Origin of the sequence: Campylobacter sp. BCW_6466 (assembly GCF_001762835.1) — a bacterium.
Lineage (GTDB): Bacteria > Campylobacterota > Campylobacteria > Campylobacterales > Campylobacteraceae > Campylobacter_D > Campylobacter_D jejuni.
In genome coordinates this window covers 1-14329 of record NZ_MJXO01000073.1, presented here as the reverse complement: position 1 = coordinate 14329, position 14329 = coordinate 1, and the positions used below count along the sequence as shown (strand labels likewise).

The 14329-nt window shown below is 29.5% G+C and carries 19 protein-coding genes; 15 read left to right on the top strand and 4 right to left on the bottom strand.

Annotation, left to right across the window (positions count from 1 at the left end; genetic code table 11):
• The 5 genes from AJ887_RS08240 (at position 1) to AJ887_RS08220 (ending at position 4532) form a co-directional block, all read left to right on the top strand.
• On the top strand, positions 1-1722 hold the full coding sequence (locus tag AJ887_RS08240) for a GMC family oxidoreductase (RefSeq protein WP_002872556.1): 1722 nt from the start codon (positions 1-3) through the stop codon (positions 1720-1722).
• Positions 1723-1809: 87 nt separating this feature from the next.
• Complete coding sequence (locus AJ887_RS08235) at positions 1810-2592, top strand: hypothetical protein (protein ID WP_070240047.1); 783 nt, start codon at positions 1810-1812, stop codon at positions 2590-2592.
• Positions 2593-2627: 35 nt separating this feature from the next.
• A complete protein-coding gene (locus AJ887_RS08230) occupies positions 2628-3626 on the top strand; it encodes a Cj0814 family flagellar-dependent secreted protein (protein ID WP_070285078.1) in 999 nt (332 codons plus the stop codon).
• 22 nt (positions 3627-3648) lie between these two features.
• Entirely contained in the window at positions 3649-4104 is a 456-nt protein-coding gene (locus tag AJ887_RS08225) for a hypothetical protein (protein WP_070240051.1), read from the top strand.
• 215 nt (positions 4105-4319) lie between these two features.
• On the top strand, positions 4320-4532 hold the full coding sequence (locus AJ887_RS08220) for a hypothetical protein (protein ID WP_070240053.1): 213 nt from the start codon (positions 4320-4322) through the stop codon (positions 4530-4532).
• A gap of 63 nt (positions 4533-4595) precedes the next feature.
• On the opposite strand, the gene AJ887_RS08215 is transcribed toward AJ887_RS08220, so the two are convergent.
• Entirely contained in the window at positions 4596-5300 is a 705-nt protein-coding gene (locus AJ887_RS08215) for a putative metalloprotease CJM1_0395 family protein (protein ID WP_070240055.1), read from the bottom strand.
• A 106-nt stretch (positions 5301-5406) separates the two neighbouring features.
• Here AJ887_RS08215 and AJ887_RS08210 point away from each other — a divergent pair, with 106 nt between their 5' ends.
• Both AJ887_RS08210 and AJ887_RS08205 read left to right on the top strand, forming a co-directional pair.
• Positions 5407-5769 carry an HIT family protein gene (locus AJ887_RS08210; RefSeq protein WP_002857306.1) on the top strand — a complete coding sequence of 121 codons (363 nt, stop codon included), beginning with the start codon at positions 5407-5409 and terminating at the stop codon, positions 5767-5769.
• 74 nt (positions 5770-5843) lie between these two features.
• Positions 5844-6416, top strand: coding sequence for a YceI family protein (locus AJ887_RS08205; protein WP_002870418.1), 573 nt, complete (start codon positions 5844-5846; stop codon positions 6414-6416).
• A gap of 4 nt (positions 6417-6420) precedes the next feature.
• On the opposite strand, the gene AJ887_RS08200 is transcribed toward AJ887_RS08205, so the two are convergent.
• Together AJ887_RS08200 and AJ887_RS08195 are read right to left on the bottom strand one after the other, a co-directional pair.
• A complete protein-coding gene (locus AJ887_RS08200; RefSeq protein ID WP_070240057.1) occupies positions 6421-7377 on the bottom strand; it encodes a hypothetical protein in 957 nt (318 codons plus the stop codon).
• A 60-nt stretch (positions 7378-7437) separates the two neighbouring features.
• Entirely contained in the window at positions 7438-7647 is a 210-nt protein-coding gene (locus AJ887_RS08195; RefSeq protein ID WP_002778401.1) for a transcriptional regulator, read from the bottom strand.
• Positions 7648-7814: 167 nt separating this feature from the next.
• On the opposite strand from AJ887_RS08195, the gene AJ887_RS08190 reads away from it, so the two are divergent.
• The 6 genes from AJ887_RS08190 (at position 7815) to AJ887_RS08165 (ending at position 11564) form a co-directional block, all read left to right on the top strand.
• A complete protein-coding gene (locus AJ887_RS08190) occupies positions 7815-8246 on the top strand; it encodes a hypothetical protein (protein WP_070240059.1) in 432 nt (143 codons plus the stop codon).
• A gap of 42 nt (positions 8247-8288) precedes the next feature.
• Positions 8289-8549 (top strand): hypothetical protein, encoded by a 261-nt coding sequence (locus AJ887_RS08185; RefSeq protein ID WP_052800315.1) that lies wholly within the window; start codon positions 8289-8291, stop codon positions 8547-8549.
• Complete coding sequence (locus AJ887_RS08180; protein ID WP_002861172.1) at positions 8549-9082, top strand: hypothetical protein; 534 nt, start codon at positions 8549-8551, stop codon at positions 9080-9082. The genes AJ887_RS08185 and AJ887_RS08180 overlap by 1 nt, the downstream gene beginning before the upstream one ends.
• Before the next feature lie 122 nt (positions 9083-9204).
• Positions 9205-10782, top strand: coding sequence for an ABC-F family ATP-binding cassette domain-containing protein (locus AJ887_RS08175; protein WP_070240062.1), 1578 nt, complete (start codon positions 9205-9207; stop codon positions 10780-10782).
• Positions 10772-11107, top strand: coding sequence for a hypothetical protein (locus AJ887_RS08170; RefSeq protein ID WP_002859498.1), 336 nt, complete (start codon positions 10772-10774; stop codon positions 11105-11107). The genes AJ887_RS08175 and AJ887_RS08170 overlap by 11 nt, the downstream gene beginning before the upstream one ends.
• 73 nt (positions 11108-11180) lie before the next feature.
• Complete coding sequence (locus tag AJ887_RS08165; RefSeq protein WP_070240064.1) at positions 11181-11564, top strand: hypothetical protein; 384 nt, start codon at positions 11181-11183, stop codon at positions 11562-11564.
• A gap of 43 nt (positions 11565-11607) precedes the next feature.
• Here the strand turns inward: AJ887_RS08165 and AJ887_RS08160 are convergent, their stop codons facing one another.
• Positions 11608-12192: an IMPACT family protein gene (locus AJ887_RS08160; protein ID WP_070240066.1), complete on the bottom strand. Its 585-nt coding sequence runs from the start codon at positions 12190-12192 to the stop codon at positions 11608-11610.
• A gap of 127 nt (positions 12193-12319) precedes the next feature.
• Here AJ887_RS08160 and AJ887_RS08155 point away from each other — a divergent pair, with 127 nt between their 5' ends.
• Both AJ887_RS08155 and AJ887_RS08150 read left to right on the top strand, forming a co-directional pair.
• On the top strand, positions 12320-13546 hold the full coding sequence (locus AJ887_RS08155; protein ID WP_070240068.1) for a hypothetical protein: 1227 nt from the start codon (positions 12320-12322) through the stop codon (positions 13544-13546).
• Complete coding sequence (locus tag AJ887_RS08150) at positions 13539-14276, top strand: hypothetical protein (RefSeq protein ID WP_032603283.1); 738 nt, start codon at positions 13539-13541, stop codon at positions 14274-14276. The genes AJ887_RS08155 and AJ887_RS08150 overlap by 8 nt, the downstream gene beginning before the upstream one ends.
• Positions 14277-14329 lie beyond the last annotated feature (53 nt).

The window sequence follows — 14329 nt, the reverse complement described above, 5'->3', positions numbered from 1 at the left end:
ATGGCTGAAGTATTAAAAAAAGTAGATGTGGTAACAGTTGGAGCAGGATGGACTGGAGGTATAGTGGCTGCAGAGCTTACTAAAGCAGGTTTGAATGTACTTAGTTTAGAACGCGGACATATGCAAAGTACTGAAAATTTTAATTTTATCCATGATGAGTGGAGATACGGGATTAATTATGGTTTGATGCAAGATTGCTCGAAAGACACTGTGACTTTTCGCCATGATCCTAGTGGTTTAGCCTTGCCTTATCGTAAAATGGGTTCGTTTTTATTGGGTAATAATGTTGGCGGTGCAGGGGTGCATTGGAATGGTTGGACTTTTAGGTTTATGCCTTATGACTTTGAAATTCAAACCCTAAGCAAACAAAGATATGGTAATAAATTAGGTAATGATTATACCTTGCAAGATTGGGGCGTGACTTATAAGGATATGGAGCCTTATTATGATAGATTTGAAAAAACCTGTGGGGTATCAGGTGAGCCAAATCCTTTAGCAGAAAAAATGGGAGCTTTTAGATCCAGTCCTTATCCACAAGAACCTCTTGAAAATACTAAAATGCTTAAACGATTTGAAAGTGCAGCAAAAAGTTCAAATTTACACACTTATCGTTTGCCAGCTTCAAATTCTAAAGGTGGCTATACAAACCCTGATGGTCAAGATTTAGCTCCTTGTCAATACTGTGCGTATTGTGAGCGTTTTGGTTGTGAGTATGGCGCAAAAGCAAGTCCTTTAAACACAGTAATTCCAAAGGCTATGAGCACAGGCAAATACACCATACGCACTTATAGCAATGTAACGCAAATTCTTAAAAAAGACGGAAAAGTAACAGGGGTAAAATTTGTCGATACTAGAACGATGAAAGAGTATATCCAGCCTGCTGATATAGTTGTACTTACAAGTTATATGTTTAACAATGCTAAGCTTTTAATGGTAAGCAACATAGGTGAGCAATACGATCCAAAAACAGGTAAAGGAACTTTAGGTAGAAATTATTGTTACCAAATGAATATGGGCACAACAGCTTTCTTTGATGAGCAATTTAACACCTTTATGGGTTCAGGTGCTTTAGGAACTACGAGTGATGATTTTAACGGAGATAATTTTGATCATTCTAAGGAAAAATTCCTTCATGGAGCTATGATTTATAGCGTTCAGCTTGGAACTCGCCCTATACAATCAGCCCCACTTCCAGCAGGAGCTCCAACTTGGGGTGCCGAATTTAAAAAAGCATTAAATTATAATTTCACAAGAGCTATTACCGTAGCAGGACAAGGTGCTTCTTTGCCTCATAAGAATAATTATTTAAGTCTTGATCCAACTTATAAAGATGCTTTTGGTATGCCACTTTTACGCTTAACTTATAATTTCACCGATCAAGATAGAGCTTTGCATAAATTTATCACAGATAAAACAGCTGAGGTAGCAAAAAGAATGCAAGGAGTAAAATCAATCAAAAAAGGCGCTTATCTTAAGGATTATAGCGTTGTGCCTTATCAATCTACTCATAACACAGGTGGAACAACAATGGGTGCAGATAGAGAAACTAGTGTGGTTAATACTTATTTACAACACTGGGATGCGGATAATCTTTTTGTTGTAGGAGCAGGAAATTTCCAACACAATAGTGGATATAATCCAACTGATACTGTGGGAGCTTTGGCTTATCGCTGTGCTGAAGGTATTTTAAAATATCATAAAAGTGGAAAAAGCTTAGCTTGATAATAACTTGAGAGTTTTTGAAAACTCTCAAGATTATAAATTTTTAATTTTTTTCCGATATAGTATATAATATCAAGGAAGGCAAAAATGATTAATGGTGTAAATTTAAATTATAATTATAACACTTCAAATTTTAAACAAGATAAAAATATTGATTTTAAAATCAACAAACACGGAGTAGCCGTTATAACAGGAGAAGGTGCTTTGCCTTATCGTGGAAAAAAATTTGAGTATAATCCTAAAATATTCGGACTTGATGAAAGTATTAGCAAAAAAGATATGCAAGAATTTAACAACTTTATGAAGTCAAATGCTTTAAAATACCCCAATAAAATAGAAAAATCCCCTTTAAAAGATTTTAATCCTGCTTATACAAAATGGGACCCAACTACGGAGAAAATGATGTTAGGTTTTTTTGTTTCTTATTCTAAGATGTTTCATTTGGGCTACGACATCATCAAAAAAGCCGATGAATTTTATAAAGAATTTGACGCACTTATAAGTAAAGATTTAAGCTTAAATGAGTTTAAAACTAAATACATAGATTTTAAGCAAAGACACGATGAATTTGTGAAAGAATACGAAATGGCTATGGGTGATAAAATGTTGCTTTCTAGTGATGATGAAATTATCACTCAACAAAGTGAAAAACCCTTCAAAGCCATTCAAGGCGAAAGTAAAAACAAAGAAACTTACAAAGATGATAGCACAAGAAACGAACTTGTAAAAAAACTATTAGAAGGTAAATTTAGCACTAGTAAAGAATTAGAACTTCTTTTTGGTATGAAATTTAGCGATGATGATGCAGGAGAATTTAACAAAATCCTTTCTTCAAATTCTGCACCAAAAAGTATAGATATTAAGGCTTGAAAATGCAAAAATTTAAATTTTAAAAAGGATAAAAAATGATAGGCATTAACTCAACTTTCAATAATCCCTTTGTTAATCTTAATATTAACATTAAACACAATAATAACTCTTCCTTAAATTCAAACACTTCAAATAATAGTGTAAAAAATCTACAAGATGCCCAAGACACTACTAAAACAAATAATAAAGTTTTAGGTTATGAAGTAGATAACGAGGGTTATTTTACAAGTGAATTTAATAAAGCAGCAGGAATTCCTGAGGATATAAAAATTCATTCTAGCACTATGGAAAGCTTAGTAAAAATATCTACGAATGAAAAAAATCCATTAAGAGCTTTTGAGAGTATAGACATTGCTAAAACCGTAGGAAATGCCTATAAAATTTTAAGTCAAGTTGTAGGCGAAGATGTGCTAAATTCTAAAGATAACTTTAACTTAGAAGAGATAGCCAACTTCCCACAAGGCTATGAATTTAATCGCCAAACTATGCAAGTAACGAAAATTTATAATTCTGCTACGGATTATTTAAATGCTGATATAGATTTTGATTATGAAAATACAACTGATACAAAAATAAACAAATTGTTTTTTAATACTACTGAAAATCTTATGAAAGGAAATTCTGCCACAGATATTTTTAATAATAATAATGGCGGTGAAGAAAATATTAATACAGGCGTATTTTTTGATACGACACCAAGCAAATACACTAATAAAGATGGCACTATTACTAAAGGTGGGCTTTTAGTAGCTATTATAAATGAGAATATCTATACTAGAGAAGGAGAGGCTACGCGTCAAGGAAAAACCGAAGGCTTTGATAAGTCTATGAGTGGTGAAGAAGTCAAAAAAGCTTGGAATGATAGAAACTATAATTTAAAGTTAGATAAAAATAGTATAGTTCAAGGTGCGGGTATTGTCGATACAAATAATGAAAATATAGAATTTACACCTTTAATTGAGATAATGCAAAAAGAGCAAAAAGAATTAATAAAATACTTACAGAGAAAACAAAAAATTGATATAACAATTTAAATCACATTAAAAGGTAAAAAATATGAATACTATAAATTCGAGTTTAAGCATTTTTGGAATAAGCACAACAAATAACTGGAATTTTGGCGATAAAAATACCGCTCAAATTCCAAATGATAAAAACAAGTCAAATGTTGCAAATTTAGATGAACTTCTAAAATCTTACAAAGATTATTATGATGAACTTACAAAAGAAATTCCTATCGCTAAAGGCTCTATACAAGATCAGATTTTAAAGGGTGAATTAAGCCAAGAAGATTTTAAAGCACAAAATAAAGCTTCGGTGCATTGGTTGGATGAAGACTTACAAAAAGAATATGTAAAAATTTATCACACAAGTATGAGTGTAGAAGAATTTAAACAAAAATGGTTAGATCTTCAAGCTAAACACGAAGCTAGATTTGGCGAAATTGCCGAGAAAAGCAGAAAAGATATTCAACAAGAAATGCAAACTGCACAAGAACAATATAACAACTAAAAAGAACAAGAAACAAAAACTTTTAAACCTATATAAGCAGAAAGTAAAAGCGAAACTTACAAAGATGAAGTAAAAACAAATTTTTGGCAACAATTTTTAAAAGTTCAACAAGAAAATGGAATGGATGTTTTAGAAATCTTAGAAATACTGAATAAGCAAGGCATAGATATAAAGGCTTGAAAATGCAAAAATTTAAATTATAAAAAGGATAAAAAATGTTAAATATTTTACATGCAAATTCAAATCATCGTTTCCATAAATGTATGCCTAAGGAAGTTCATCAAATATATGATACTTTAAAGCTTATGGAACAAGAAGAAGATAAACAAAAAGTAGAAGCCGAAGCTAAAAAAGAAGAACAAAGTAATTCTACAAATACAGATAAAGCAGATAATAAAAAGATAAATTTTTTAGATATATCTGTTTAATTTTAAAACAAAGCTTTATTTATAAGGAAGATTGGAGTAAATTTTTTATTTAAATTAAGGATTTTAAGATGCGATGTTGAATTTAATGTCGTTATTTTGTGAGTTTTGTTGATAAGTTCTAGCAACAAAATTTTTAAAGTCTTTATCAAAATTTAAATTTTTATCGTTGTTTTTTGAATCTTTATCTGTTTTTTCTAAGCTATTTTCTGAATTTTTGTCATCTTTTTCTTTATTTTCTTCTTCTTTTTCTTTGGCTTCTTCGGCTTTAAGCTTCATTGCTTCAGCTCTTGCTTCAAATTCCATTTTTGTAGCATTTGCTGCAACTTTATAGTCTTGTGGGCTAGGATCAGCAGGAGCCATAGCTGCTGCTGCGATTTGTCTTGCATTGGCTATAGTTTCTTCTGGTGTGTTTCCTTTTTGCATGCTGATAGGAACTTCGCCCGCTGTAGCATACATTTGATTATCAGGGCCTCTTGTGTAAGTAAAACTTGCAGCACCTGCTAAGCCGCCACCCGCTGCTTGATGTGCAGCTTCATGAGCTTTTACATTTCTATCGATACTTTGGAGTTCGCGAACTTGAGCTACTTCTTTTTGGCTTAGCTCTACGCCATTAACCATTTGGGTTTGTTCGCCATTTTTTTCTTTATCATCTTTATTTTCACTAAGATTTTTTTCATCTTTTTGAGTGGAATCAGATTGATTTGTTTTATCAAAAGAAGGTTTGCTAGAGTAGTAATCATAAGAGTTATAACTTGAACTAATTTGCATTTATCCTCCTTTTTGTTTTTTAAATTTTAGGAATTTTAACGCATTTTGACTTAAAAATTTGATAAATTTTGTAAAATAATCATAAATACAATTTCAAAGGAATGTAATGATTTATGAAAATGATTTGATTTATATAGAGAAAGAGGAGGCTCAAGTGCCTTGGCTTAAAATTTTTACTAAAGAAATTTATAAAGAATTTAGCGATTGTCCTTTAGAGTTGCAAAAAGAACTTTTTGAAAAAATTTTACTTTGTGAAAAGGCTATGATAGAATTTTACAAACCTGAAAAAATCAATATCGCCTCTTTTGCAAATTATGTGCCAAGGGTGCATTTTCATGTTATGGCAAGATTTAAAGAAGATGCGTTTTTTCCAGAGTGTATGTGGGGAAAACAGCAAAGAGAAGCAATAAAGCTTGATTTGCCTAAATTTGAAGAATTTGTAAAATTTTTAAATAGTAAAATTTTTTAATTTTTATTAATGATTTATTATGTTTTATCTAATAAAATTTTTATATTGAAAATTACTATAAAAAAAGGAAAAAAATGAAAAAAGTTTTATTAAGTTCATTGGTTGCGGTGTCTTTGTTAAGCACAGGTTTGTTTGCTAAAGAATATACTTTAGATAAAGCACATACAGATGTAGGTTTTAAAATCAAACATTTACAAATTAGCAATGTAAAAGGAAATTTCAAAGATTATTCTGCGGTGATTGATTTTGATCCTGCGAGTGCTGAGTTTAAAAAGCTTGATGCAACTATAAAAATCGCATCTGTAAATACAGAAAATCAAACAAGAGATAATCACTTACAACAAGATGATTTTTTCAAAGCAAAAAAATATCCTGATATGACTTTTACAATGAAAAAATATGAAAAAATCGATAATGAAAAAGGCAAAATGACAGGAACTTTAACTATAGCTGGAGTTTCTAAAGATATCGTTTTAGATACTGAAATCGGCGGTGTAGCTAAAGGCAAAGATGGAAAAGAAAAAATAGGTTTTTCTTTAAATGGAAAAATCAAACGCTCTGATTTTAAATTCGCGACAAGTACTTCAACTATTACTTTAAGCGATGATATTAATTTAAATATCGAAGTTGAAGCAAACGAAAAATAATTTTTTAGTCTAAGAGTCTTGCTCTTAGACTTTGTAAATTTTTATCCAAATTTTCTTCGCTTTCTTGCCAAATCAATTTAAAATCTGGTTTAAAATTTTCATTTTCTAAATTAAATTCCGTGTTTTTCAAGGTGGATTCTAAAAAAGCAAGATGATTTAAAGCTTGATTTTTATCATTAAAAATTAAAATAAAATCATTGTCTACGATGAAAATTTTTGCTCTAAAGCGTTTTAAAATTTTTGCAATTTGTTTTAAGATGAGTTTGGCATAGCTTTCTTTAGTGTCTTTTAGTTCATTAAAATGAAGCAAGGCAATGATATAGTTGTTTTTTCCCTTTGTAAAGCGTGTAAGGCTTTTTTCATTAGGTAGTTTTGTTAAGATGTCAAAAAAAGCCAATCTATAAGCGTGATTTAAAAGATAAAAACAAAAAACTAAACTTGCAAATTCAAAATACCTTATTCCTGCTCCTTCTTGAAATAAAAACTGAAAATATGCAGCAAAAAATGCGATAATAAGATAATATTCTTTAGTTTTAAAGGTTTTGATAAAAACAAGCATTAATCCGACTAAAAAAAATAAAAACCCTAATTCACTTACAGGTTTAAAAAAATCTAATGCAATAAAATGAAATTCTAAACCAGCGCTATTAAAAGTAGTATTTCTAGGTAAAATGATGCTTAAAACGCCTATAAAAATAAGGGTTATAATTGAAGCAATATTTTTTTTATTTAAAATTAAAACATGATGTTTTCCAAGGCAAAATAGAGTAAAAATCATAGGTAAAAATAAAGCCACAAATAAATTAGCTTGAAAAAAACTTGTATAAAAATAAGGTAACTTAGCTCCTAATAATACTAAAGTCAAAAAGAAAATTTTTGAATTTTTAAAGTAAAAGGATAGCACAAGTGCTGAAATTTCAAAAATAAAGCTCAATGATATTAAAAAATCTAATAAAAACATTTCAAATCCTTGATTTTAATAAAAGTGATAATTGTATAGAAAAAAGCTTAAAAGTGGGTTTTATTTAAATTTAGCAATTTCATCTTGTATGGTTTGTTCTATATGAAGTAATTCTTCATGAGTTTTTTTGCTATTTTCTAAAAGTTCATCAAATTTAAAGCCAAGCATAACAATACGATATAAATTGGGTTTATATTTTCTCCAATTATATAAAGTGCTAACATCAATGTCTAGTTCATATGCCATATCACGCTTGCTCTTTTTTGTCATTTTTTACCTTAAAAATTTAGCCTTTAAAAGATTTTACATTAAAATTTCTTTATTAAAAACACTTGAAATATTCAATTTTTTATATAAAATATATTTAATATTTCAATATTAATTAAGTGATAGTGTGGAATAATTCGAGATATTTTTTAATTTTCAAGGAGAAATGTATGGATTTTAATTCAGTTCTTTCTAATATTGGTGATAAGTTACCAAGAGATGGTTTAGCAGCAATTACGCTAAAAGAAAAATTTGAACGCTTAAGCGAAGAAAGAAAAAAAGATGTGTTAAATCAACTTCCTATGCTTAAACTAAAAAGCCCTGCTTTGGTGTTTTGGGTAGGAACTTTTTTATTTGGCCCTTTTGGAGTAGGGCGTTTTATGATAGGTGATATGGTTTTAGGTTTTGTGCGTTTAGCATTTGTGATTATTCCAATAATTTTTAATATTGTTGCAAGTGAATCTTTGCAGAACATAGCATATATATTAGTGCTTATGAATTGGATAGTCAATTGGACTATTTGGTGGATTGTAGATATGTTTTTAGTAGGTAAAAAACTTCGCAAACAAAATTATGAAAAAATTGCAAATATCATACAGTGATGATTATTTTATTTTAAAACTAATGAAAGAATGGAGATGAAAATGAGTGAAAAATATACACCTTTTGAAGTAGAGCCTACTTTACTTTATGAGAAAGATACTTATAAAATTGTTGCAGGAAAAGCATACACAAATAAAGATGAAAAATTTTGCATAGGCTTAAAATCAAATGGTTTTCCAGTAAATTCTTATCTTATATTTCCTCCACAGCTTAACTTAGATTTATTAAAAAGTCTTTTAGGGGAAGATGGTGCTAAAAATGATGAAATCATAGAATTTATTAAAATAATAATGGAGAAATAATGAAAAATATTTTATTAAGCTTGATGTTGGTCTTTTTATTTGCAGGATGTTTTAATAATAAGCCAAAATGCGATGATGAAGATGTTAAGCTTACGCTAAAAAGTATTTTAGATGATGATGAATGGGTTTATGTTGAGTATGGTTTAAATGAACAATCCTTAAGGGCGTTAAGGATAAATTCCAATGGTATGGATATGAGGGATTTAGAGGCTGCATTATCTACTGATACGCTTGGAGTTTTAAGGGCGCATTTTAAACCTTTACTTGATTTGAAAGATTATGCTAATGAAGTGGTTTATACTTCTTTTGAAAGTTTTATAACCAAAGATAGCAAGGATAAAAAAACTAGTTTTTGTATGGCTAGTTTAAAATTTACTTATCCACAAATGCCTAATGAAATGCGAGAAAAATATTCAAGAGGTGCTTTAAAAGGAATTTTATTTGATGGAGGGGAATATGAAACTCAAATTTCTTATAGTGCTAGATTTAGCGATGATAAAAAGCAAGTTTTTGTAGAACTTTTGGATTATTAATTTATTTTGACAATGAAATTTTATTTTCATTGTCTATATAAAATTTGTACTCAATTAATTTCAAGTCTTTTTTTGATACAATTTCTTAAAAATTTTTATAAGTAAAAAATTTAAGGAAAATCATGGTTGAAGTAAAAAATCTTACTATGCGTTTTGCAAATCAGCTTTTATTTGAAAATGTGAATTTAAAGCTTGTTAGAGGACAAAGATATGGACTTATCGGTGCTAATGGTGCGGGAAAATCGACTTTTTTAAAAATTCTTTCAGGAGAAATTGAGTCAAGTAGTGGTGAAATAGTATTTGATGAAGGCTTGAAAATCGCAGTTTTAGGACAGGATCAATTTGCTTTTGAAAACTACACCATCAAAGATGCAGTGATGTGTGCAAATAAGCGTTTATATGAGGCCTTAAAAGAAAAAGAAAAGCTTTATATGAGCGAGGAATTTACCGATGAGATCAATGAACGCTTAGGTGAGCTTGAGATAATAACGGCCGAAGAAGATCCAAATTATGATTGTGAAACACGTTGTGAAAAAATTTTAAGTTCTTTAAAGATTAAAGATTTTGATGCTTTAATGAGCACCTTACAAAGTGCGGATAAATTTAAAGTCTTACTAGCTCAAGTTTTATTTTTGGGTGCGGATGTGCTTTTTTTAGATGAGCCTACAAATAACCTTGATTTAGAGGCGATTTCTTGGCTTGAAAATGAACTTTTAAGACATGAAGGGACTTTGGTTGTCATCTCTCATGATAGGCATTTTTTAAATAAAATTTGCACAAGAATTTTGGATGTGGATTTTAAACAAATTCGTGATTTTGCGGGAAATTATGATGATTGGTATATGGCTTCAACGCTTTTGGCAAAACAAGCTGAGCTTAAACGTGATAAAACCTTAAAAGAAAGAGAAGAATTAGAAAATTTCATTCGCCGTTTTAGCGCAAATGCTTCTAAGGCAAAACAAGCCACAAGCCGTGCTAAGGCACTTGAAAAACTAGAGCTTGAAGAGATTAAAATTTCAAGCCGTAGAGATCCTAGCATAGTTTTTAGAACCAATCGTGAAATAGGTAATGAAGTTTTAGAATTTAAAGGTATAGGCAAGGCTTATGATAAACAATTGTTTTCAAATTTGGAGCTAAAAATAGAAAAAAATGATAAAATCGCTTTGATTGGGGCAAATGGTGTGGGCAAAAGTACTTTGGCAAAAATCATCGCCCATGCTATAAATCCAGATAGTGGATCTATACATCTTGGGGCAACTATAGAGCTTGGATATTTTCCTCAAGATACAAGTAATTTAATTTGTGAAAATTTGAAACTTTACGAATGGCTTATGAGTGAAAAATTTAAAGATCTAGATGAAATCCGCAAGTGTTTAGGTAGAATGCTTTTTAGTGGCAGCGATCAAGAAAAAATGGCAGCAAGTTTAAGTGGGGGCGAAAAACATCGTTTAATGCTTTCTCGTTTGATGCTAGAGCGTCCAAATTTCTTGCTTTTAGACGAACCTGATAACCATTTAGATCTTGAAAGTATTATTGCATTAGGCGAAGCTTTGTATAATTTCAAGGGTGTAGTGCTTTGTATCAGTCACGATAGGGAGTTAGTTTCTGCTTTTGCTAATAGAATTTGGCATTTAGAAAATGGTAAGCTTACAGATTTTCGTGGAACTTATCAAGAATTTTTAGGAGAAAATGATGGCTAAATTTAGAATTCAATACAGCGCAGGTTTTGGGCATTATACACAAAATCACAAGGGTTTTGGGCCTACGATTTATATAGAAGAAGTGGTAGAGTTTGATAATGGCAAGGATTATTTTGACTATATAGATTTTTATAAAACTTATTCAAAGAGCGATGATACTTATTTTCATATCAGTTTTTTAGAAGATAGACCTCTAAGCGATAAAGAAATCACCATTCGCAATGAATACCGCAAAATGCGTGATGAAAACTGTAAAAAAGCCAAGGAGGAATTTATAGCCAACAATGAGCTTGATGTGGAGCATTTGCCTACTCATCATGATTAAAAAACATTGATCTTACATAAAAAGGAACGCTTTTTGCTTGTATAGTTTTTGCATATTTTGAAAGGAGAAAACTATGCAGGTAAATTATAGAACGATTAGCTCGTATGAATACGATGCTATTAGTGGTCAGTATAAACAGGTGGATAAACAGATTGAAGATTATTCTTCATCTGGAGATTCTGATTTTATGGATATGTTAAATAAGGCGGATGAGAAGTCAAGCGGAGATGCTTTAAATTCTAGCAGTAGTTTTCAAAGCAATGCGCAAAACTCAAATTCAAATTTAAGTAATTATGCTCAAATGTCAAATGTTTACGCTTATCGTTTTAGACAAAATGAAGGCGAGTTGTCTATGAGAGCTCAAAGTGCTAGCGTTCATAATGATCTTACACAACAAGGTGCAAATGAACAAAGTAAGAATAATACTTTGTTAAATGATTTATTGAGCGCAATTTAATCAAAAGCTCCATTTTGGAGCTTTTATATTTACTTGCAAGAATTTATAATTTCTCTATTTCAAAAGGTGCAAAATTTTTACAAAAAATTTCAAATTCTTGCTCCTCTTTTTCATTTAATTTGATATGTAATATAGCTTTGCAATCCTTAAAATCTTTTGTGAAATTAAAAGAATAAGTTTTTAAAAAATGTTCAAAACGATTTAAATTTTTTAAATCAATAGCAATGGTTGTATTTTTTTTCAATTCGAATGAAAGTAAAGAAGAATTATTGATCACGGCATTTGCCACATCGCTATAAGCTCTTACAAGTCCCCCTGTACCAAGTTTTATACCGCCAAAATATCTTACAGTGATTAAAGCCGCATTGATAAGATCATACCCCCTTAGAACATTTAAAGTTGGCATTCCAGAAGTTCCTTTAGGCTCTCCATCATCACTTTTATCTTCTACAATTTGATTAAAATCATTTAAAACACGATAAGCATAGACAAAATGAACAGCTTTTGGATGCTCTTTTTTTAGTGTTTCTATTAAAAATTTAAAATCTTTAAAAGGGCAAAGAAAAGATAAGAAAGTAGATTTTTTAATATCGATTTGTGTTTGAAAAATTTGATCAATAGTTTGCATTTTTGCCTTTTTTTGTTTAAAATTATACTTATAAAAACTAAAATCAATTTGATGTTAATTTTTAAGATATTTGATATTTATATGATTTGCATTGATATTTTAAGTTTAATTTTGTAAAATTTTCATTATGGAAAAAATCAAAAATTATAAACTTATCATCATTTTACTTAGTCTTGATTTGTTAGCTTTGTTTTATGGAATTTCAACACTGAGTATTAGTGCTGATGAAGCTGATATTTATTTTGATGAGCAGGGTAAATCACTTATTTTTTCCCATAGTTTGCTTTATTATATATCTCATTTTGGAACTTTTATTTTTGGGCAAAATGATTTTGGTTTAAGGCTTCCTTTTTTATTTTTTCATTTTTTAAGTTGTTTACTTTTGTATTTACTAGCTTTAAAATATACTAAAACTAAAATCGATGCTTTTTTTTCTTTATTGTTATTTGTTTTATTGCCGGGTACTGTTGCAAGTGCTTTACTGGTTAATGCCGCATCTTTGGTGATTTTTTTAACCCTTGCTATATTATGTGCTTACGAATATGAAAAAAAATGGCTTTTTTATATATTATTGATTATAGTATTATTTGTTGATAAATCTTTTAATATTTTATTTTTAACTTTTTTCTTTTTTGGGATTTATAAAAGAAATGCTATTTTATTTACCTTATCTCTTATTTTGTTTGGAGCGAGTATCAGTTTTTATGGTTTTGATACAGGTGGTCGCCCAAGAGGTTATTTTTTAGATACTTTAGGAATTTTTGCTGCATGTTTTTCTCCTTTGGTTTTTGTGTATTTTTTTTACACTATTTATCGTTTGACTTTTCAGAAATATAAAAATTTATTATGGTTTTTAATGAGCGTAACATTTGTATTTTGTTTGTTGCTTTCTTTAAGACAAAAACTTTTTTTAGATGATTTTTTACCTTTTTGTGTTATTTGTACTCCTTTGCTTATAAAAACTTTAATGCAAAGTTATAGAGTGAGATTGCCAGTTTTTCGATTAAGGTATAAAATCTTTATAGAATGTTCTATAATTTTTTTAATATTTTGTTACTTTTTAATCGTCGCTAATCAATTATTGTATTATTTTATAAACAATCCAAATCGTCATTTTGCCAATAATTATCATTTTGCTAAAGAATTGGCGCTAGAATTAAAAAAACAAGATGTTTTAGAGCTTGCAACAGCCCCAAGTTTGCAAAAAAGATTGCGATTCTATGGAATAAAAAATAGCAATAAGTTTTATTTAAAAGCTTTAAAACAAGCCGATAGGCATGATATGGACAAAAAAATTGTTAAGGTAAAACTTGGAAAATATGAAAAAGTATATCAGATTTTAAACTATGATTAAAGCTTTCAGTTTGTTGGAATTTGTGTTTATAATTCTCATTTTGGGTATAGTTTTTAATTTAGGCAGTCTTTACTTAAAAAAAGACAATCTACTAGAAGGTGCAATACAAATTCTTAATGATATCCAATATACCCAAAGTTTAGCCATGATGCAAGAAGGCATAAGAGTTGATGAGTTGGCTATCGCAAAAAGAGAGTGGTTTAAAAGTAAATGGCAGATTTATTTTATAAAATCAGCTGCCACAGGTTATGATCAAACATATACTATTTTCTTGGATAAAAATGGCGATGGAAATGCTAATTTAGGTAAAACTGAAATCAATATAGATAGAGAAATTGCTGTTGATGTAATCAATCATAACAAATTAATGAATTCAGGTCAAAGTGGAGTTATTAGTAAAGATGATGAAAAAACTACACAAAGATTTAATCTTACAAAAAGATTCGGAATAGAAAAGGTTGAATTCAAAGGATCTTGTTCAGGATTTACTAGATTAGTATTTGATGAAATGGGCAGAGTGTATTCTCCGTTAAAAAATGCCAATTATGCATATGAAAAAACTTTAGCAAAGAATAATTCAGATTGCATTATACGTTTGTTATCAAAAAAGCATGCTCTTTGTATCGTTGTAGATACGCTTAGCGGTTATGCTTATATTCCAGATTTTAAAACACTTAAAAGTCAATTTGTTAATATAAAAAATAAAAATTACGAGTGCTCTAAAATATAGCCCCCATTTTTTAACCCACCAAATACTTATATAAATACTTACACAAATATTTA